This window comes from Mesorhizobium delmotii (assembly GCF_900149755.1).
Classification (GTDB): Bacteria; Pseudomonadota; Alphaproteobacteria; order Rhizobiales; family Rhizobiaceae; genus Mesorhizobium; species Mesorhizobium delmotii.
The window spans coordinates 762,360-782,545 of sequence record NZ_FUIG01000013.1 but is presented as its reverse complement, the minus strand read 5'-3'; the positions used below and the strand labels follow the sequence as shown (position 1 = coordinate 782,545).

At 61.3% G+C, this 20,186-nt stretch carries 21 protein-coding genes and 1 pseudogene; 16 read left to right on the top strand and 6 right to left on the bottom strand.

The window, feature by feature from the left end:
- Nucleotides 1-11: 11 nt before the first annotated feature.
- The 4 genes from BQ8482_RS05250 to BQ8482_RS05235 form a co-directional block, all read right to left on the bottom strand.
- Entirely contained in the window at nucleotides 12-1,553 is a 1,542-nt protein-coding gene (locus BQ8482_RS05250) for a type II and III secretion system protein family protein (RefSeq protein WP_123146540.1), read from the bottom strand.
- Nucleotides 1,550-2,362: a Flp pilus assembly protein CpaB gene (gene cpaB, locus BQ8482_RS05245; protein WP_123146539.1), complete on the bottom strand. Its 813-nt coding sequence runs from the start codon at nucleotides 2,360-2,362 to the stop codon at nucleotides 1,550-1,552. Before cpaB ends, BQ8482_RS05250 begins: the two co-directional genes overlap by 4 nt.
- Before the next feature lie 222 nt (nucleotides 2,363-2,584).
- A complete protein-coding gene (locus BQ8482_RS05240) occupies nucleotides 2,585-3,103 on the bottom strand; it encodes an A24 family peptidase (RefSeq protein ID WP_123146538.1) in 519 nt (172 codons plus the stop codon).
- 153 nt (nucleotides 3,104-3,256) lie between these two features.
- Complete coding sequence (locus tag BQ8482_RS05235) at nucleotides 3,257-3,427, bottom strand: Flp family type IVb pilin (RefSeq protein ID WP_123146537.1); 171 nt, start codon at nucleotides 3,425-3,427, stop codon at nucleotides 3,257-3,259.
- Between the two features lie 355 nt (nucleotides 3,428-3,782).
- On the opposite strand from BQ8482_RS05235, the gene BQ8482_RS05230 reads away from it, so the two are divergent.
- From BQ8482_RS05230 to BQ8482_RS05170, 13 genes and pseudogenes are all read left to right on the top strand, one after another.
- The gene (locus BQ8482_RS05230) at nucleotides 3,783-4,205 is read left to right on the top strand and encodes a pilus assembly protein N-terminal domain-containing protein (protein WP_123146536.1); all 423 of its coding nucleotides are present in this window, start codon (nucleotides 3,783-3,785) and stop codon (nucleotides 4,203-4,205) included.
- A gap of 152 nt (nucleotides 4,206-4,357) precedes the next feature.
- Nucleotides 4,358-4,915: a TadE/TadG family type IV pilus assembly protein gene (locus tag BQ8482_RS05225; RefSeq protein WP_244602617.1), complete on the top strand. Its 558-nt coding sequence runs from the start codon at nucleotides 4,358-4,360 to the stop codon at nucleotides 4,913-4,915.
- A 37-nt stretch (nucleotides 4,916-4,952) separates the two neighbouring features.
- Complete coding sequence (locus BQ8482_RS05220; RefSeq protein WP_123146534.1) at nucleotides 4,953-5,573, top strand: TadE/TadG family type IV pilus assembly protein; 621 nt, start codon at nucleotides 4,953-4,955, stop codon at nucleotides 5,571-5,573.
- A 254-nt stretch (nucleotides 5,574-5,827) separates the two neighbouring features.
- Nucleotides 5,828-7,066 (top strand): phosphopentomutase, encoded by a 1,239-nt coding sequence (locus BQ8482_RS05215; protein WP_123146533.1) that lies wholly within the window; start codon nucleotides 5,828-5,830, stop codon nucleotides 7,064-7,066.
- Nucleotides 7,059-7,967 (top strand): bifunctional DNA-formamidopyrimidine glycosylase/DNA-(apurinic or apyrimidinic site) lyase, encoded by a 909-nt coding sequence (gene mutM, locus BQ8482_RS05210; protein WP_123146532.1) that lies wholly within the window; start codon nucleotides 7,059-7,061, stop codon nucleotides 7,965-7,967. Before BQ8482_RS05215 ends, mutM begins: the two co-directional genes overlap by 8 nt.
- A 77-nt stretch (nucleotides 7,968-8,044) precedes the next feature.
- Entirely contained in the window at nucleotides 8,045-8,818 is a 774-nt protein-coding gene (locus BQ8482_RS05205) for an enoyl-CoA hydratase (protein ID WP_123146531.1), read from the top strand.
- 181 nt (nucleotides 8,819-8,999) lie between these two features.
- The gene (gene rpsT, locus BQ8482_RS05200; RefSeq protein WP_029356919.1) at nucleotides 9,000-9,266 is read left to right on the top strand and encodes a 30S ribosomal protein S20; all 267 of its coding nucleotides are present in this window, start codon (nucleotides 9,000-9,002) and stop codon (nucleotides 9,264-9,266) included.
- An 845-nt stretch (nucleotides 9,267-10,111) separates the two neighbouring features.
- A complete protein-coding gene (gene dnaA, locus BQ8482_RS05195) occupies nucleotides 10,112-11,656 on the top strand; it encodes a chromosomal replication initiator protein DnaA (protein WP_123146530.1) in 1,545 nt (514 codons plus the stop codon).
- A 299-nt stretch (nucleotides 11,657-11,955) separates the two neighbouring features.
- Nucleotides 11,956-13,074, top strand: a complete 1,119-nt coding sequence (gene dnaN, locus BQ8482_RS05190; RefSeq protein WP_123146529.1) for a DNA polymerase III subunit beta — start codon at nucleotides 11,956-11,958, stop codon at nucleotides 13,072-13,074.
- A gap of 25 nt (nucleotides 13,075-13,099) precedes the next feature.
- On the top strand, nucleotides 13,100-14,266 hold the full coding sequence (gene recF, locus BQ8482_RS05185; protein WP_123146528.1) for a DNA replication/repair protein RecF: 1,167 nt from the start codon (nucleotides 13,100-13,102) through the stop codon (nucleotides 14,264-14,266).
- A 220-nt stretch (nucleotides 14,267-14,486) separates the two neighbouring features.
- Nucleotides 14,487-15,242, top strand: a complete 756-nt coding sequence (locus BQ8482_RS05180) for a molybdopterin-synthase adenylyltransferase MoeB (protein ID WP_123146527.1) — start codon at nucleotides 14,487-14,489, stop codon at nucleotides 15,240-15,242.
- 3 nt (nucleotides 15,243-15,245) lie between these two features.
- Entirely contained in the window at nucleotides 15,246-15,488 is a 243-nt protein-coding gene (locus BQ8482_RS05175; RefSeq protein ID WP_425294071.1) for a hypothetical protein, read from the top strand.
- 100 nt (nucleotides 15,489-15,588) lie between these two features.
- Nucleotides 15,589-15,846 (top strand): annotated as a pseudogene (locus tag BQ8482_RS05170) (GNAT family N-acetyltransferase); the annotation flags it as partial.
- Nucleotides 15,847-15,853: 7 nt separating this feature from the next.
- On the opposite strand, the gene BQ8482_RS05165 reads toward BQ8482_RS05170, so the two are convergent.
- Complete coding sequence (locus tag BQ8482_RS05165; protein ID WP_123146526.1) at nucleotides 15,854-16,855, bottom strand: 2-hydroxyacid dehydrogenase; 1,002 nt, start codon at nucleotides 16,853-16,855, stop codon at nucleotides 15,854-15,856.
- Nucleotides 16,856-17,012: 157 nt separating this feature from the next.
- Here BQ8482_RS05165 and BQ8482_RS05160 point away from each other — a divergent pair, with 157 nt between their 5' ends.
- Nucleotides 17,013-17,570 (top strand): SH3 domain-containing protein, encoded by a 558-nt coding sequence (locus BQ8482_RS05160; protein WP_123147395.1) that lies wholly within the window; start codon nucleotides 17,013-17,015, stop codon nucleotides 17,568-17,570.
- Between the two features lie 78 nt (nucleotides 17,571-17,648).
- On the opposite strand, the gene irrA is transcribed toward BQ8482_RS05160, so the two are convergent.
- Complete coding sequence (gene irrA / locus BQ8482_RS05155) at nucleotides 17,649-18,080, bottom strand: iron response transcriptional regulator IrrA (RefSeq protein ID WP_027151698.1); 432 nt, start codon at nucleotides 18,078-18,080, stop codon at nucleotides 17,649-17,651.
- 244 nt (nucleotides 18,081-18,324) lie between these two features.
- Here irrA and fabA point away from each other — a divergent pair, with 244 nt between their 5' ends.
- On the top strand, nucleotides 18,325-18,843 hold the full coding sequence (fabA, locus tag BQ8482_RS05150; RefSeq protein ID WP_023802127.1) for a 3-hydroxyacyl-[acyl-carrier-protein] dehydratase FabA: 519 nt from the start codon (nucleotides 18,325-18,327) through the stop codon (nucleotides 18,841-18,843).
- A 116-nt stretch (nucleotides 18,844-18,959) separates the two neighbouring features.
- Entirely contained in the window at nucleotides 18,960-20,180 is a 1,221-nt protein-coding gene (gene fabB, locus BQ8482_RS05145) for a beta-ketoacyl-ACP synthase I (protein ID WP_123147394.1), read from the top strand.
- Nucleotides 20,181-20,186: the final 6 nt, after the last annotated feature.

Here is a 20,186-nt window from a genome sequence, read left to right as displayed (position 1 = left end):
CGCTTCCCCGCTTACTTGTAGATGAAACCGACAACGCCGTGATAACGACCATTGGGTTTGTCGGTCTGCATGGTGCCGTAGACGCGATTGACACGGCCAAGGAACATGCCGGCGCCATCGCTGGCGGCGTTGAAATTGTCGTCCGGCTTGGCAAGGGCGTTGCGCGCCACCGGCTTCACCAAATAGGGCGTGATGATGATGACGAGTTCGGTCTCGTTGCGGACGAAGTCCCGGCTGCGGAACAGCGTGCCGAGCACTGGGATTTTGGTCAGCCCGGGCAGCCCGGCGACCGCCTGCCTGATGTCGTCCCGAACCAGGCCGGCGATCATCATCGAGCCGCCGGAAGGCAGTTCAACGGTGGTATCTGCCAGGCGCTTGCGGATCGACAACAAAGTGGTGCCGGGCAAGTCACCGGCCGCTTCGAGCACTGTGGCGCCTTCCGTCGTAGGCTCCGACACCGACGTCCTCACCTTGAGGCTGATGCGGCCCGCCGAGAGCACGACAGGCTGGAATTCGAGGCCAATTCCATATTCGAGCTTTTCGTTGGTGTAAGTAACCTGGCCCGTTATATTGTCGTCTGAAACGTTGCTCGTCCGGCTTGTGATAAGATTGAATTCGCCGCCCACTTTGAATGTCGCTTTCTCGCCCGAAACCGCGGTCAGCGTCGGCTCGGCCAGTGTCTTCATGACGCCGCTCTGCTCCATGGCATTGATATACGCCTGAAGTCCGTTTCCGAGCGCATCACCCAACCGTAAGTTGGAGAACTGCGAAATCGGCTTGCCCAGGCCATAGGGAGGAGAACTCATCGCGCCAAAGGAGAAGCCGTTGCTGCTGCCGTTGCCGATCAGGTTGACGCCAAGCTGCTTCATGACCGAGCGGCTGACTTCCGCAACCGTCACCTTCAGCGTCACCTGGTCGTCGCCGACGATCTGCAGCAGGTTTACGATCTGGCTGACGCGACGCTCGGAATCCGGATTGTCGATGTCGACACCGGCTTCGGCCGAACCGCCGGAGGCGGTTTGCGAATATTGCCCCGTGGTCGCTTCACCGCCGGACACGAAGATGGTGGCCAGATCGACCGCGCGCTTGGCATCCAGGGGAGTGTCCACGGTTCCGGTCAGGACGACGTTGTCGTTCAGCAATTCGACAGTGATGGTCGATGACGGGATGAAGCGTCTGATATAGTCTTCCAGTCCGGCAACATCGCGTTCGACTGCCAGATCCAGGCTGACGATCTGTTCGCCATTGGGGCCGAAGACGAAGATGTTGGTGTCGCCCACGGCCTTTCCGAACAGATAGATGCGCCTGGCGGTGCGGGTCACCGCATCGGCGACCGCCGGGTTGGCGACTAGAATATCATAGGCATCGCTAGGCAAGTCGATGACCACCGATTTGTTGAGACCGAGCTTGACGCGCTGGGTGGCGGTCGAAGCCGACACCTCGGCGTTCCTGCCTGCCGCATTCGCCTCGACGGGGCCTTGCGCGTTCGTCCCAAGGAGGAACAGGCCGATTGCCGCAGCCAGGGTAACCGGCAGTCTAGCGCTTAGCCTCATTGCCTTGCTCCCACTTCGGAAACTTCGCCCGACTTGATCAATCGCACCGTGCCGCGCCGCCCATTGCCGGAAACGAGATAGTCGGCCTCGCCCAGATTCTTCTCCTGGGTGTCGCTGATCGACCGCAGCGCCAATGTCAGGCGATCGGCCATCTGCTGGGCGACGGTGATGATTTCCGCCTGCTGCGATGTGAGTTCCAGCGTCGCGGTCTGGCCGACCCTGGTCCTCTTGCCTTCCTCATCCTCCTGGATGGTCTGGTCGATTGCCAGGACGCGAATGTTCTTGAGAATGGTTTCGGTCGTAAACCCGCTGCCGCCGCCCGCGGCATCGGCTCTGCGGGTCATGATGACGTCGACGAAATCATTGGGAAGAATGAAGCCGCCGGCCGAAGTGTCGGCCGATACGGCTGTGGCAACGGCCCGCATGCCGGAGGGCAGGATCGACGACATGAAGCTCTGTCCCTCGCCGATCAGTTTGGACCGCCGCAGCGGCTCGCCGGTATACATCGCAACACGGGCGACGCCGCCTTTCAGCTTCTCAAGCGCATCGGGCTCCGCAGCGCGGGTTATGAAATTCGCGTTGATGCCGTCGGCCGGCCAGGACTGCCAGCTGATGTTGTTCTCGAGCGGGCTGCCCATCGGAACGTCGCCGGACAGGACAAGCACGTCCTGCAGTGCGATTGCCGGCGCCTTGGGGCCGGAATCGACGATTTGAGGCGGCGGAGCCGTGGCCATGTTTTTTGCGACATATCCTGCGCCACCTGCCGCGGCCACCGCCACGCCCAGAATGATCAGTCGGGATGCTGGCATCTGTCCGAACCTCGTCCTTGGCAAACAACCTCGCCAAGCCGGACCATGCAGCGGCAATCGTCAAAACAAGGTTAATTTAATACTTACGATCGTGATTAATTTAAGGTTTACATAAATTTGAAGCATCCGGTCCGGCCCGCAAAAGGCGGCCAAGCCGCCAGTTCCAACGCGAAATCGAACAGTAGAAGTCTGGTCTGACGGGGAAAGCCGGCGGCGAGAATATTAGGCCGCCAGCCTTGCGAGCGCCCACGCCATCAACGGCGAGTTCGGAAAGGTGAGCAGGCCGCCAATGCCAAGCGCGATGCCATAGGGAACGCCGGTCGTCTCGTCGGCGAAGTGGCGTAGAAACGGATTGTGGCTTGTGACGGCCGCAAGCGGCGATTTCCGATAGACGAGGATGGCGAGCGTCAGGAGGCCACCGATGAATGTCGAGGTTACGAGATATTGGATGAGATGGATGTTCAGTCCCATCCAGATGGCGGTGGCGGCCAGCAACTTGGCGTCGCCGCCTCCCATGCCGCCGAGGGCAAACAGACCGAAGGTTACGGCGAGAACCAGGCCACCGGCGGCGAAATGCCAGCCATAGGTTGCCAAGTCCATGCCCGTCAGCGGCGCGACCAGGGCGAAGACGGCCACAAGCAGCACCGGCACGCGATTGGCGATCGTCATCGACAGCATGTCTGAGATCGCGGCGAAAAGCATGCAGAACGGAAAGACGACGAAGATCAGGGCTTCAAGCATCTGCGCGGGCCTATGGTCAACTATGCCTAGCCCAGCTTAGACATGTTCGATTAACGATTGATGAGGCTGCGAGCTGAAAATCTGCCGGTACGACGAAACAGGGCCGCCAGTGAGGCGGCCCTGTTCTGGAAAACGACCGGACTTCGTGATCTGTTACGAATTGTTGATCGAAGTGGCGATCGCGTTGAACTTACCGTTCAGCGCGGTGCCCAGTGAGCCGGCGCCGACCATGATGGCGAGCGCGATGAGAGCGGCGATCAGACCGTATTCGATAGCGGTCGCGCCGGATTCGTCCTTCACAAAACGTGCAATGAGATTAGACATTCGAGAGCTCCTACTCCAGGTGTTACAGCAATTCCGTCAACTTCTCTTGGCGGCTGATCGGATGCTGCCAATCTATGGAGAAGCTCTTTCGATCGGCTTAATAAACAGCCTTACCGATTCCTTTCCGGCTTCGATGACATGGCGTGGTTAACCGTAAACTAAGTGACGCCTAATGGACCCGACCGGCACGTCAAAGGGCGCGAAAGCCGCAATTCACCGATTGGGAAAGGGGCGATCCGCTTCAGGCGATGACGATGCCAATCCCGACATCATCACGCCTCCCCATCCGCTTAACCGTTGGTTCACCAATCTCGTTCATGTTCCGTTGAGCAGTTTGCCGCCGTGGAGCACTTCAATGACCGGGCCGAGATCGTCCTTTCCGATTGTCGCGCTTCTTGCCGCCACGGCCTTTGTCGTGCCGGCCAAGGCTGGCGCCGGCATCGAGGTCACGATGAACCAGGCGAAGATCGTCAAACTGTCGCGCGCCGCCGATACGATCGTCGTCGGCAACCCGGCGATCGCCGACGCCTCCGTGCAGGATGCTTCGACGATCGTGCTGACGGGCAAGGGCTTCGGCATCACCAACCTCGTCGTCCTCGATCAAGAGGGCCGTCCGATCGTCGACGAGCAGATCACCGTGGTGCGGCAGGACGCGTCGTCGGTGCGCATCTATCGGCGTGCCGAAATACAGACCATGTCGTGCACGCCGTATTGCGAAAGCTCGTATAAAAGTGATGCGGAGAAAGCCTCGGAAGCCGAGATGAGCGCCGGCCGGTAGCGAGCGAATTGTTCTCGCCCCGCTGATATGCCGCTTCGGTTATCGGCCTGTTAAAACCTCTCCCTCGAATTTAACGATCATCCAAACCGCACTTCAATGGGTTTGCGCTAATGTTCCCTCCGACACCCCTTCAGGATCGGCAGGCACGGGACATGATCAAAGCAGGACCAGCATGCTTTTCCGCGCGCTTCCTTGGCGACCGGCGCGGCAGCACTGCTTTGGAGTTCGCGATGCTTGCGGTGCCGTTTGCGCTTCTCGTCTTTGCCATACTGGAGAGCTGCATTTCATTTGCCGGGCAAGAGGTGATGGCCAATATCACCGACGATGTCGCGCGCCAGCTACGGACGGGCCAGATAAGGCAGGCCAATGTAACGGAGGCCACGCTGAAGACCATGATCTGCAGCCGGCTGGAGATCATGGTCGCCAAGGACTGCCCGGGATTGGAGGTGGACCTGCGCGAGTATCCGACCTTCGCCGCCGCGGCCCAGGCGGGCTTCAAGATACAGGACCGCGAAATCGTGCTGACCGGCACGGACCCCGCGGCTTTTACGGTATCACCGGGCTTGGCTGAATCAATAAACATGCTGCGGGTCTTTTACAAATGGCCCGTCATGACCGATTTCATGGCCAAGTCGATGGCCAATCTGAAAGACGGCAACACGCTGCATTTCGCATCGGTGACCTGGCAGAACGAGCCGTTCGACAACTGAAAAACGCACCGCGCGTGGGTGGGAAAAGGACGAGGCCATGGCGCGTGCGGGGGCAGATATGGGGATCGCTGGGATCTGCACGAAAGCCATTCGGTTCTGCTGTGATCGCCGCGGTGTCGCAGCGGTTGAGTTTGCCTTCATCGTGCCCGTCCTGCTGATCATGTACTTCATGACCATGGAAGCCTCGCAAGCCATCGAAACCAGCAAGAAGGTCAGTCGCATCGGCAGCATGGTGGCGGATCTCGTTACCCAGCAGCAGACCATCACGGCAGCCGATCTCGATGCCATCATGCAGATCGGCAACTCCACCCTTCAGCCGTACAACCGATCGACCCCGGAAATCATCATCACCGCAATCCAGGTCACGGACGAAGCGACGCCGAAGGTAGTGGTCGTTTGGTCACGCAAGATGGTCGCTGGCGCCTTCAGCGCCGCCGCCGCCAAGAACTCCATCACCACGGTTGCACCGACACTCGAGATCAAGGGCACCTTTCTCATTCGCGTCGACAGCAATCTCGCATACCAGCCGATCATCACCTGGTCGGCCGACAGTGAGAAGCGGCTTGGATTGAGTTCGGCTTTCGACTCGATATCGATGGGCGAAACCTATTATCTCAGACCCCGCAGAAGCCCAACGATTCCCTGCAGCACCTGCTGAAACGACCGCGCCCGATTCCGATCGCCTGCTATCGGCCGTTACCTGACGCCAGGCGCACGATGGCTGCAGCCATCGTGGCTCTACTAGGTGCGGCTTGGTCGAACCCACTACGCGCCGAAGGGCGGGGATGACATCGGCACGGTTCGTGGCCACATCTCAACTATTGCGCCAAGCCGTCTGCTTCCGAATTGCCAATGGCAGCGCGGCCCCCTATGTCTGGGCGGACAGACAAACGATAATAATGAACCCCTGCAATGGCGCGCGCCTTTCTTTTTGTTCTCGATTCCTTCGGCATCGGCGGCGCGGCTGACGCCGGGCGCTATGGCGACGCCGGTTCCAACACGTTCGGACACATCGCCAGAGCCTGCGCGGAGGGCCGGGCGGATCGCGAGGGGCTGCGCAAAGGCCCACTTTTCGTACCCAACATGCTCTCGCTCGGCCTGGGTCACGCGGCGAAAACAGCGACGGGATTCAGCATCGACATCGGCAGCAAGGTCCAGCTCGCCTCCGCCTTCCATGGCGCGGCGCAGGAGATTTCGAGCGGCAAGGACACGCCATCGGGCCATTGGGAAATCGCCGCCTTGCCGGTCCGCTTCGACTGGGGCTATTTCCCGGACACAGTTCCCGCCTTTCCAGCCGATCTGACCGAAGCGATCATCCGCGAAGGAGAGGTGCCGGGCATTCTCGGCAATTGCCATGCCGCGGGCACCGAGATCATCGAGCGTTTCGGCGAGGAGCATATCCGCACCGGCAAGCCGATCTGCTATACTTCGGTCGACTCCGTCCTGCAGATCGCCGCGCATGAACTTCACTTCGGCCTGGAACGGCTCTACGAATTCTGCAAGGTGGTGCGCAGGCTGGTCGATCCGCTGAACATCGGACGGGTGATCGCGCGGCCTTTCATTGGGGAAACCGCCGCCAGCTTCGAACGGACGCACAACCGCCGGGACTATTCGGTGCCGCCGCCCGAACCGACCCTGCTCGACCGGTTGACGGCGCGCGGCAGCCGGGTCATCGCGGTCGGCAAGATCGGCGACATCTTCGCCCATCGCGGCATATCGGAAGTACGCAAGGCCGCCGGCAACATGGCGATGTTCGACAAGGCGCTCGGCGCGATGGATGACGCGGGCGACGGCGATCTCGTCTTCGCCAATTTCGTCGATTTCGACACAGAGTTCGGCCATCGGCGTGACGTTGCCGGCTATGCCGCCGCGCTCGAGGCCTTCGACCGGCGGCTGCCGGAGGCGCTTGCACGGCTGAGGCACGGCGACCTTCTCATCCTCACGGCCGACCATGGCAACGATCCGACCTGGCAGGGCACCGATCATACACGCGAACGCATTCCGGTGATCGGCACGGGACCAGGTTTTGGCGGCGACATTGGGCTCAGAACGACGTTCGCCGACATCGGTGAAACCGTCGCCGAGCATCTTGGGCTGGCACGCGGCCGTCACGGCACCTCCTTCTATACAACGATAGGCGGCCATGCCTGAGTTGCCTGAGGTCGAAACGGTGCGGCGGGGCCTGCAGCCGGTTCTGGAAGGCGCCCGCATCGCCCGCGTCGAGGCACGCCGGCCCGACCTGCGCTTTCCGTTTCCCGAAAAATTCTTGGAGAGGCTGACCGGCAAGACGATTACGGCGCTCGGCCGCCGGGCCAAATACCTGACGATGCATCTCGAAGGCGGTCCGGTGCTGATCTGCCATCTCGGCATGTCGGGTTCGTTCCGCATTGAAACGTCCGATGACGGCGAAATGCCCGATAGCAGCAAAATGTTGGGCGCGTTTTATCTCGAGCGCTCGAAAGGTGCGGTGCACGACCATGTCGTCTTCCATATCGTCTCTCCCGAAGGCGCCCGGTCCCGCGTGACCTTCAACGATCCGCGCCGTTTCGGCTTCATGCTGTTTTCCGAAGGGGCGCCCGACACGCATCCGATGCTGGCGGGGCTGGGCGTCGAGCCGACAGGCAATGCTTTGGACGGCGAGCTGCTCGCCTCGCTGCTGAAGGGCCGGAAGTCGCCGCTGAAGGCAGCACTTCTCGATCAGCGGTTGATCGCCGGGCTCGGCAATATCTATGTGTCGGAGGCCCTGTGGCGCGCCGGTCTGTCGCCGTTGCGCGAGGCAGGCACCATCGCAAAGCCTGGAAAGAGGGCCAAACAGCAGCGCGACGCCCTTGCCGAAGCAATCCGCGCGGTGATTGCCGATGCGATCGCCGCCGGCGGATCGTCGCTGCGCGACTATGTGCAGACCGACGGGTCTTTGGGCTATTTCCAGCATTCGTTCGCGGTCTATGATCGCGAGGGCGAACCCTGCTCCAAGCACGGCTGCGGCGGCCACATAGAGCGCATCGTGCAAAGCGGGCGTTCCACCTTCTACTGCCGGACTTGTCAGTTGTGAGCTAGGTGCCGGGTGTGACCTAGATGCCGAGCTGGACGCCAGATGTAAGCCAGATGACCGAGTGAGGAGATACAGTCATGGCCCATGAAACGATTATCGTCGAAATCCGCGGCAAGGTCGGGCTGATCACGCTGAACCGGCCGAAGGCGCTCAATGCGCTGAACTCTCAGGTCCTGACGGAAGTGGTCGCGGCCGTGAACGGCTTCTGCGCGAATGCCGACATCGGCGCGATGGTCATCACTGGCTCCGAAAAAGCCTTCGCGGCAGGTGCGGACATCAAGGAAATGCAGGCGATCTCCTTTGTCGACGCCTATGTGCAGGATTTCTTTGTCGGCTGGGAAGAGTTCACCCGGGCGCGCAAGCCTGTTATCGCGGCGGTGGCCGGCTATGCGCTTGGCGGCGGCTGCGAACTGGCGATGATGTGCGATTTCATCATCGCCGCCGACAACGCCAAATTCGGCCAACCCGAGATCACGCTCGGCGTCATGCCGGGCATGGGCGGATCACAGCGCCTCACCCGCTTCGTCGGCAAATCGAAGGCGATGGACATGTGCCTGACCGGACGGATGATGGATGCGGCGGAAGCCGAGCGTTGCGGCCTGGTGTCACGTGTCGTGCCCGCCGTCGAGCTGCTCGAGGAGGCGTTGAAGGCGGCAGCCAAGATAGCCGATTTTTCGCTGCCGTCGGTGATGATGGCGAAAGAGGCCGTCAACCGCGCCTATGAAACGACACTGGCCGAAGGGCTGCGGTTCGAGCGCCGGCTGTTTCACTCGCTGTTTGCCCTCGATGACCAGAAGGAAGGCATGGCGGCCTTTGCCGAGAAGCGGAAGCCAAATTTCACGAACCGATAGATCGTGACGACAGCGGCCAGAAGCGAGCGACAGCAGCGGCCAAAAAGAAGGCGAAGCAGCGTTGACGCGCCGGAAAAGCTGAACTATAAGCCGCACCAACCGAGGCGGCCCTGTGGCTGCCCGTTTGTTTTTGCGCCCTGCGACATCCCGCATGCGCCCACCAGATCAGAAGAGAGGCATCATGGCCAATACCTCCTCGGCCAAAAAGGCAACGCGCAAGATCGCCCGTCGCACGGCGATTAACAAGAACCGCCGCTCGCGCGTGCGGACCTACATCCGCCAGGTCGAAGAGGCGCTCGCCTCGGGCGACAAGGCTGCCGCGCAGGCTGCTTTCAAGGTGGCGGAGCCGGAATTGATGCGCGCCGCGACCAAGGGCGTGGTGCACAAGAATACGGCATCGCGCAAGGTGTCGCGCCTGGCCCAGCGACTCAAGGTGCTGTCGGCCTAATATACCTTTACTGATCTTGCCTTCTTCAAGCCCGGCCGCTCGTGCCGGGTTTTTCGTTTGCCGGCAAGTACTTAAAAAGAAATCTCCCAAACAGACACTCCGCACGATTTCAATGTTCGAAATGCTTTGCCGGCATATACATGCCTGCTGATAGGCGCAGCCGCTGAAAGCGTTCACGGCAAAAATATCAGCTGTCAAAAATAAGCTTTATTTTTCAATAAGTTATTGACGGTCATCCACAGCTTGTTCACATCTGGCGCGAGGGACGGGGAACATTTGCCTGTCAAGAAAATTATTTCAGAAAATTTCGCGCGAGGCGGCCTTTTTCATATTCGCCGGAAAAGGGTTTGAATCACAATGGCTTTGTCAAAACATGCCAGTGCAACGCAGGCTCCGAACCCCTCTGCGCTAACCACATTCCTTAAAAATCCGTTAGTCGTGGCCTTGCCCTATCCACAGCGATTTCGTTAATGTCGGTCTATCGAGAGGGACGGGCCGTTGGCCCTTAAACCCAGCCTGAATCGGCCAGCAAAAATGGCAGAATTCGTGACGTGGATCATTTCCGCGTACGGGCTTGGTTTGTCTTTTCGATACGGTAGGGGATTGGCGTAATTGTACATGGCAGATCAATAACGCGCCGGCGTTTTCGCCGGACGGAATTGTATTGCCCTGACATGACCAAAGCGGGCTGGCTCTGATGAGGCGGCGCCGGTTCCCTGACAATGAGGCGACATCATCTGCCGGCGGCGGCGATGGTGTCGCAGCAAGGACACGGTCGCCGGAAACATGGATGCAGGAGGCGCATTCCCGGCGGAAAAAGGTACAAAAGGACAAGGAACTCGATCATGCAGAGCGGCATCGAAAGGGAGCTTACGGGCGACCTCCCATTCCCTGGAACCTTAACCGAAGGGGACGATATGTCGGCTTCCATCGACGCGGAACAAAAGTTCGACCGGGTCAAGGCCCAGTTGAAGGCGCGTCTGGGAACCGAAGTCTATTCGAGCTGGTTCGGACGCATGAAGGTCGCCGAGGCGTCCCGGGGCATTGTCCGCATCTCGGTTCCCACCGCCTTCCTGCGCTCGTGGATCAACGGCCACTATCTCGACCTTATCGCCGAGCTGTGGAAACACGAGGATCCTGAAATCCTCAAGATCGAGATCGTGGTGCGCACCGCTACCCGCCCGGGGCGCAACGGCGTCGAGCCCGAAGTGGCCCCGGCGCGCAAGATGACCAGGCAAGCGCAAACGGCGCTGGCCGCGGGAACAGCAAGCCCCGGCAGGCTGGAGCGGGTACCGGCACCTCGCCCGGGAGCGCCTGCAGAGACCGAGTTCCGGCACAATGTGCTCGGTTCGCCGCTAGACCCGCGCTACACGTTCGGCTCCTTCATCGAGGGACCGTCAAACCGGGTGGCCTTCGCCGCCGCCAAAGCGGTGGCGGAATCGCAGTCGAGCGCGGTGCGCTTCAATCCGCTGTTTCTTCACGCGACGGTGGGACTGGGCAAGACTCACCTGCTGCAGGCGATCGCGGCGGAATCGCTGAAGCAGAATCCGAAGTCGCGTGTAGTCTATCTCACCGCCGAATATTTCATGTGGCGGTTTGCCACCGCGATCCGCGACAACAACGCACTGACGCTGAAGGAACAGCTGCGCGACATCGATCTTCTCATCATCGACGACATGCAGTTCCTGCAAGGCAAGTCGATCCAGCATGAATTCTGCCATCTGATCAACATGCTGCTCGACAGCGCCAAGCAGGTGGTGGTCGCAGCCGACCGGCCGCCGTCGGAACTGGAATCGCTGGAGCCTCGCGTCCGCTCGCGCCTCAACGGCGGCGTCGCGCTCGAAATGTCGGCGCCGGATTTCGCCATGCGGATCGGCATGCTCAAGCTGCGCCTTGCCACCGCCAAGGCCGATGATGCGTCGCTCGACATCTCGGAGGAGATCCTCAACCATGTCGCTCGCACGGTGACCGGCAGCGGGCGCGAACTCGAAGGTGCGTTCAACCAGCTCCTGTTCCGCCAGTCGTTCGAACCGCAGATCACCATCGACCGCATCGACGAGATCCTCGGCCACATCTATCGTTCGGGCGAGCCGAAGCGGGTGCGCATCGAGGACATCCAGCGCATCGTAGCGCGCCACTACAACGTGTCGAAGACAGAACTTCTGTCTAACCGGCGCACGCGCACGATCGTCAAGCCGCGGCAGGTCGCCATGTACCTGTCGAAAGTGATGACACCGCGCTCCTTGCCGGAGATCGGACGGCGTTTCGGTGGCCGCGATCACACGACGGTGCTGCATGCCGTGCGCAAGATCGAGGATCTTTCAGGCGTCGACAACACGCTGGCGCAGGAGCTCGAATTGCTGAGAAGACTCATCAACGATCAGGCCTGACCGGCCCGAAAAACAAAAGCGCGTCGCATTTGGATGGCTGCGACGCGCTTGAAATCTTTGTTTTTTATGCATGTCGTTGCCCCACAACCGCTGCGCACTTTTGGGCGACAAGCATTGGCTTGCGGACTTCGCCAGTTTTATCCCCAGAAAGCCCGCGTAACCGGCCCGAACCGGTAGCACGGGCTTGCGCTTACGGGTTTTTTCCTGTCAGTTTGTGCAGATTCTGAGCCTGTTCAGAGCTTTCGCGGGTTGCCGCTTGCCGGAGACCCGCTCATTCATTCAAGCGAGCCTGTTTCGTCATGCGTGTTATCCTGGAACGGTCAAATCTCCTGAAGTCGCTCAACCACGTTCATCGCGTGGTCGAGCGGCGCAACACCATACCGATCCTTTCGAACGTGCTGCTGAGCGCCGAAGGCGCCACCCTCGAAATGAAGGCTACCGACCTCGATCTGGAGGTGACCGAAGCCACGCCCGCCAAGGTTGAGCGCGGCGGGGCGACGACGGTTCCGGCGCATCTGCTCTACGACATCGTGCGCAAGCTCGCCGACGGCGCGGAGGTCATGCTGAAGACCGACGAGGACGGCAACGCCATGACGGTGACCTCGGGCCGCTCAAGCTTCCGTCTCCAGTGCCTGCCGCAATCCGATTTCCCGGAGCTTTCGGCCGGATCGTTCTCGCATATCTTCCGGCTCGATTCGGTCGCGCTCAAGGGCCTGATCGAGAAGACCCAATTCGCCATCTCCACCGAAGAGACGCGCTACTACCTGAACGGCATCTATCTGCACACGCATGACGCCGACGGCAAGCTGAAGCTGCGCTCGGTAGCGACCGACGGCCATCGGCTGGCGCGCGCCGAGATCGACGCGCCGGCAGGATCCGAAGGCATGCCGGGCATCATCATTCCGCGCAAGACGGTCAGCGAGCTGCAAAAGCTTGTCGATGACCCGGACGTCGCCGTGACCACCGAATTGTCCGACACCAAGATCCGTTTCACCATCGGCAGTGTCGTTTTGACCTCGAAGCTGATTGACGGCACCTTCCCGGACTATCAGCGGGTCATCCCCACCGGCAACGACAAGAAGCTGATCATCGACCGCCAGAGTTTCGCCGCCGCCGTCGACCGCGTCTCGACCATTTCGTCCGAACGCGGCCGGGCGGTGAAGCTTTCGATTGGAGAAGGCCAGGTCACGCTTGCGGTCAACAATCCGGATTCGGGCAGCGCCACTGAGGAACTGGCCGCGGACTATTCGTCCGACGCGATCGAAATCGGCTTCAACGCCAAATATCTGCTCGACGTCGCCGCCCAGTTGACCGGCACTGAGGCAAAATTCATGCTGGCGGACGCCGGTTCGCCAACGCTGATCCACGATATGGCCGACGAAACCACACTCTACGTGCTGATGCCGATGCGGGTATAGGCCGGAACGAGGCCATCTTGCTGTCATGACCGGAGTTGCGAAGCAGCCTGAGCACGATCAGCAGACTCATATAAGTAAGCTGTCACTTACGAATTTCCGCAATTACGCAACGCTGTCGATCGGCCTCGACCCCGGCGCCGTGGTTTTTTCCGGCGACAATGGCGCCGGCAAAACCAACCTGCTGGAAGCGATTTCCCTGCTGACACCGGGTCGCGGCCTGCGCCGTGCACCTTATGCCGACGTGGCGCGTGAAGGCGGCGACGGCGGCTTTGCCATCCATGCCCGGCTCGATGGGCCGGACGGACCGGTCGAGATCGGCACCGGCGTTGCAGGCGGCGATGCCGCCGGCGAGAGCGGCCGGCGGGTACGGATCAATGGCGCGGCAGCGCGCTCGGCGGAGGACATGCTGGAATGGCTGCGCGTCGTCTGGCTCACACCGGCGATGGATGCATTGTTCACCGGGCCGGCCGCAGACCGCCGGCGCTTTCTCGACCGGCAGGTCCTGGCAATCGATCCCGGCCACGGCCAGCGCGCGCTCGACTACGAAAAAGCGATGCGCGGCCGCAATCGGCTGCTCGCCGAAGGCTCGCGTGACGGCGCCTGGTTCGATGCGATCGAGACGCAAATGGCCGAAACCGGTGTGGCGATTGCCGCGGCGCGTGCCGAACTGGTGCGCCTGCTCGCCGCCATGATCGACAGGCTGCCAAGTGCCGGTCCGTTTCCGCAAGCCGACATCGGCCTGTCCGGCGCGCTGGAAAGCGAAGTCGGCACCTCCGCGGCTGTCGATGTCGAGGAGCAGTTCCGCCAAGCGCTTGCCGAAGGCCGCGATCGCGACCGCACCGCCGGGCGCACGCTCGACGGCCCGCACCGTTCGGACCTCGTGGTGCGGCACCGGCCCAAGGCGATGCCGGCCGAACTCTGTTCGACCGGCGAGCAGAAGGCGTTGCTGGTCGGCATGGTCTTGTCGCATGCCCGACTGACCGGCGAGATGTCGGGCATGACGCCGATCCTGCTGCTCGACGAGATCGCTGCCCATCTCGACAGCGGCCGGCGCGCCGCGCTGTTCTCGATCCTGGAAGAGCTGAATTGCCAGGCTTTCATGACCGGGACCGATGCGGCGCTGTTTTCCAGTCTCAAGGGACGCGCGCAGTTCCTGACCGTCGATCACGGCACGGTCGGGCCAACCATTTGACTTCCTTGATATCGTTATCCCAAAACTGCTGCGCACCCGATGGCCGAGCCCGAGGGCAGGCTTTTGGCACCATGCATTGGCGCCTGACAAGGTTTTTCTCCCGCTAAAGCGCGTCGCGTTCGACCGGCCTCATGCGACGCGCTTTAGGTTGTTGTTTTATGCATGTCGTCATCGCAAAACCGCTGCACACTTTTGCGCGACATGCATATATGGTCGGGCGATGATCACCACCGCGCTCACTAACGAAGAACTCGAACGCTACGCCCGCCACATCGTGCTGCCCGAGATCGGCGGCGCCGGTCAGCAGCGACTGAAGCGGGCTCGAGTCCTGGTCATCGGCGCCGGCGGCCTGGGAGCGCCGGTGCTTGAATATCTTGCCGCAGCAGGCGTCGGCACACTCGGCATCGTCGACGACGACAGCGTCTCGCTGTCGAACCTGCAAAGACAGGTGATCCACGGCACCGACACTGTCGGCATGGCGAAAACCGACAGTGCCAAAGCGGCCATCGCCCGCATCAATCCCAACGTCGCCGTGGAACTGCACAATCTCAGGCTGAAGGCGGACAACGCGCCTGCCCTCGTCGCCCGTTATGACATCGTCGTCGACGGTTCCGACAATTTCGAAACACGTTATGCCGCGGCCGACGCCTGCGCCGCGGAAAAGCGGCCGCTGGTACATGCCGCCGTCGGCCGCTTCGACGGCTCGGTGACCGTGCTGAAACCGTTCGAAACCGGCGCGGACGGCAGGCCGAACCCAAGCTATCGCGATCTTTTTCCGGAACCGCCGCCACCCGGCCTAGTGCCATCCTGCGCTGTGGCCGGCGTACTCGGCGTGCTAACCGGTGTCGTCGGCACGCTGCAGGCTATGGAGGCGATCAAGCTGATCGCCGGCATTGGCGAGCCGCTGGTCGGCCGGCTACTGCTTTACGATGCGTTGACAGCGCGCTTCGACACGATCCGCTACAAGAGAAACTAGACCTTGGGCAGCCTGGTCTCCGTCGAGCAGCTTCCGACCGATTTCGACCGTTGGGACGAGGTGCTGGCGCTGATCGTGCGCGCCTTCGCCGCCATGGACGGTGTCATCGCTCCGCCATCCTCGGCGCATCGGCTCACGGTCGAAAATCTCCGGGACAAGGCCCGGCAAGAGACGGGCTTTGCGGCGCTGAAGGACGGCAGGACGGTCGGCTGCGTTTTTGTTCTGGAGCGGGCCAACGATTTCTAAAGCGCGTCGCGTTTGACCGGCCTCATGCGACGCGCTTTAGGTTGTTGTTTTATGCATGTCGTTATCGCAAAACCGCTGCACACTTTTGCGCGACATGCATTATATCGGAAAGCTCGCGGTCGAACCGGACTTTCAGGGACAGGGCATTGCCAGGCAGCTGATGCAAGTTGTCGAGGACCTCGCCCGCAACCGCGGCAAGCCTGCGATCGAGCTTCAGACGCGGATCGAACTGACCGGGAATCATGCGGCCTTTGCCCGGCTCGGCTTTCGCGAAACGGAACGGACAGCGCACAAGGGCTATGACCGTCCGACCTCGATTACCATGCGCAAGGTGATTCGTAAGCCTGCGCTAACTTAAGATGGCATCACGTCCGCAGTGGCAGTACGCGATCCGGTGGACGGTGGCCATCGAAGAAGGCGCGGATGTTGATGATCACCTTCTCGCCCATGTCGATCCGGCCTTCGAGCGTCGCCGACCCCATGTGCGGCAACAACACGACCTTGCCCTTGGCGGCAAGCTTCAGCAATTTGCTGTTCAGCGCCGGCTCATGCTCGTAGACATCGAGGCCGGCGCCGGCGATCTTGCCGTCCTGGATCAGCTTGACCAGAGAGTCCTCGTCGATGATGTCGCCGCGCGCTGTGTTGACGATGTAAGCGGACGGTTGCAGAAGCGCCAGCCGCCGCGCCGAAAGCAGGTGGAAGGTCGCCGGCGTCGACGGACAATTGACCGATATGATGTCCATGCGGGCAAGCATCTGGTCGAGGCTTTCCCAATAAGTCGCCTCCAGCTCGTCCTCGACCGCCGGCAGCACGCGATGGCGGTTGTGATAGTGGATCGACAGGCCAAAGGCCTTGGCCCGTCGGGCGACAGCGGTGCCGATGCGGCCCATGCCGACAATGCCGAGGCGTTTGCCCCAGATACGCCGGCCGAGCATCCAGGTTGGCGACCAGCCGGCCCATTTCTTGTCGCCTGTCAGCACATTAGCGCCTTCCGCAAGCCGCCGCGGCACCGCCAGCATCAGCGCCATGGTCATGTCGGCCGTATCTTCGGTCAGCACGTTCGGCGTATTGGTGACGGTAATGCCCTTCTTCGCAGCTGCTGATACGTCGATCTTGTCGACGCCGTTACCGAAATTGGCGATCAGCTTGAGGTTGTCGCCAGCCTGAGCGATCAGCGCCGCGTCGATTTGATCGGTTATGGTCGGCACCAGCACGTCGGCTTCCTTGACCGCCGCGACCAGTTCCGGCTGCGTCATCGGCCTGTCTTCGACATTCAGCCGGGCGTCGAACAGCTCACGCATACGGGTCTCGACCGGGTCGGGCAGCTTGCGCGTGATGACGACGAGGGGCCTTTTTCTGCCTACCATTGTTTCCTCGAACCCGACCTCGTTGAGACCTCTTTAACCAAGACAGGCGAAACTGCAGGCCGGTCGCGGTGCCAGTTCTTCATGTATCAAGAGGTTCCGCCGAAGACAAAGAAAAAGGGGCGCCAAGGCCGATGAGCCGGTGCCGAAAGGAATGAAAGTGTCTGGTTTCGCGTCGCTCCGCCTGGCCCTCAGCGCAGCATTTCTCGGCGCGCTCCTTCATTCCCCGCATGTGGCGGCACAGAATGCGGCAGCACCCGCCCAGAGCACAACGCTCGGCCCGAGCGGCCTGCCGCTGCCGCGTTTCGTCAGCCTGAAAGCGGGCCGCGTCAACTCCCGCGTCGGACCAGGCGTCAACTATTCCGTCGACTGGATGTATATGAAGCCCGGCCTGCCGATGGAGATCATCCAGGAATTCGACACCTGGCGTCGTGTGCGCGATGCCGACGGCTCGGAAGGCTGGATCAACCAGTCGCTGCTTTCAGGCCGCCGTACGGCGATCGTAGCTCCCTGGCAGCGGGGCAAAGATGCCCGAGTCAACCTTCTCGATGACCCGGAAAATGATGCCAGCATCGTCGCAATCATCGAGCCGGGCGCCATGGGCACGATCAAGTCCTGTGACGGCCAGTGGTGCGAGATGACCTTCAACGGCCACACCGGCTGGCTCGCCCAGTCGCTTGTCTGGGGCGCTTATCCGGGCGAACGGGTCAAGAACTGACCTCATCTTGTCGGTCGGGATCACGGTCTAGAGGCCGATACAGGCGAGACGGTATCTCGCGGCCTTATGAAGCGCAGATCAATCGGAGCGTTTGGGGCGCAGCCTCACCACGATGTCGACATTGGCGATCTCCATGCCTTCCGGCGGCTCCGGCAGGTTGGAAACCGTGACAGGACCGCTGGCGATGTCGAAGATCCTGTTTTCACCCTCAATGTAGAAATGATGGTGATCGGAGGTGTTGGTGTCGAAGTAGGTCTTCGACCCCTCGACTGCCAGGATGCGCAGAAGGCCCGCCTGGGTGAATTGATGAAGGGCGTTGTAGACGGTGGCAAGCGAAACCGGCACGCCGGCGGCGATCGCTTCCTCATGCAGCTCCTCGGCCGACAGATGGCGGTCGCCTTTGGCGAAAAGCAGATCGGCCAGCGCAATGCGCTGACGCGTCGGCCTCAGGCCAGCTTCGCGAACCCGCTTGTCCACAGCGACATTTTCCTTCCGGCAGCCCAGATCCATCTATCCGTCCAAGCTCAAAGTTTCGCCTCAAGATATGCCCAGAATGGCAAAAAACGAATATTGACCGAAACTGGACACCCCCCGACATATATTCTGTCGCCCGAATACGATCAATAGCGCGCATTGACCCAGGCAGACGGGCGGGTTAAGCGCAAACGCCGGTTTCCGGCCTGAAAAAGATTGTGTTAGGAAACCAACGACAAGGGCGCGCTACCGCCCGGACGATTATTGGGGACGGAGATTGATGGCGGTTTCGAAATCCAGCTACGATTACGAGGAACTGCTTGCCTGCGCCCGCGGCGAGCTGTTCGGACCTGGAAACGCCCAGCTCCCCTATCCGCCGATGCTGATGTTCGATCGCATCACCGAAATCAGCGAGACGGGCGGTGCCTTCGACAAGGGCTTCATCCGCGCCGAATTCGACATCAAGCCGGACCTGTGGTTTTTCGCCTGCCATTTCATCGGCAATCCGATCATGCCGGGGTGCCTGGGCCTCGACGCCATGTGGCAACTGACGGGCTTCTATCTCGGCTGGCTCGGCGAGCCGGGCAAGGGCATGGCACTGTCGACCGGCGAAGTGAAATTCAAAGGCATGGTGACGCCGTCGGTCAAGAAGGTGGAATATGGCGTAGACTTCAAGCGCGTGATGCGCGGGCGGCTGGTGCTTGGAATCGCCGATGGCTGGCTGAAGGCGGATGGCGAACCCATATACGCAGCAACGGATCTCAAGGTGGGTCTGTCCAAGCAATCGGCCGCCGCCTAACCGGCGCCTTCACAGCGCCGCGAGTCCGCGGGACGTGCAAGGAAGCTGTAGAACTTTAATTTGCGCATGATCCTGGTCCGACAGGTTTCGGGTTCATGCGCTGGAAGGAGTTGCGAATGAGACGGGTCGTAGTGACGGGCCTCGGCATCGTGTCGTCGATCGGCAACAATGCCAACGAGGTGCAGGCCTCGCTCCACGATGCCAGATCCGGCATCAGCTTCTCCGATTCCTTCGCCGAACACGGCTTCCGCTGCCAGGTCTGGGGGGCGCCGACGCTCGACCCTTCCGCGCTGATCGATCGTCGCGCCATGCGCTTCCTGTCGCAAGGTGCGGCCTGGAACCATGTCGCCATGGACCAGGCTATCGTGGACGCTGGACTGGGCGAGAACGACATCACCAATGAGCGCACCGGCATCGTCATGGGATCGGGCGGACCGTCGACCCGAACCATCGTCGAAGCCGCTGAAACCACGCTCAAGAACGGCAGCCCCAAGCGCATCGGTCCGTTTGCGGTGCCGAAGGCGATGTCGTCGACCGCTTCGGCGACGCTCGCAACCTGGTTCAAGATCCACGGCGTCAACTATTCGATCTCTTCGGCCTGCTCGACCTCGGCCCATTGCATCGGCAATGGCTACGAACTGATCCAGTGGGGCAAGCAGGACATGGTCTTTGCCGGCGGCCATGAGGATCTCGACTGGACGATGTCGGACCTGTTCGACGCGATGGGCGCCATGTCCTCCAAGTTCAACGACCGGGCATCGGCCGCCTCGCGCGCCTATGACGTCGATCGTGACGGCTTCGTCATTGCCGGCGGCGCCGGCGTGCTGGTGCTGGAAGAGCTCGAGCACGCCAAGGCGCGCGGCGCAAAGATCTACGCCGAGGTCGTCGGCTATGGCGCGACCTCCGACGGCTACGACATGGTGGCGCCCTCGGGCGAAGGCGCGGTGCGCTGCATGCGGCAGGCGCTGGCGACCGTTTCTTCGCCGGTCGACTACATCAACACGCACGGCACCTCGACGCCGGTCGGCGACTCCAGGGAAATGGGCGCAATCCGCGAGGTGTTCGGCGACAAGATGCCTTTCATCACCTCGACGAAATCACTGACCGGCCATTCGCTGGGTGCGGCCGGCGTGCAGGAATCGATCTACTCGATCCTGATGATGCAAGGCGGCTTCATCGGCGAGAGCGCCCACATCGAGCAGCTCGATCCGGAATTCGAGGGCATGCCCATCGTGCGAGAGCGCATCGACGATGCCAGGATCGACACCGTTTTGTCCAACTCGTTCGGTTTCGGCGGCACCAACGCAACGCTGATTTTCCAGCGCTATTCCGCATAAGGATTG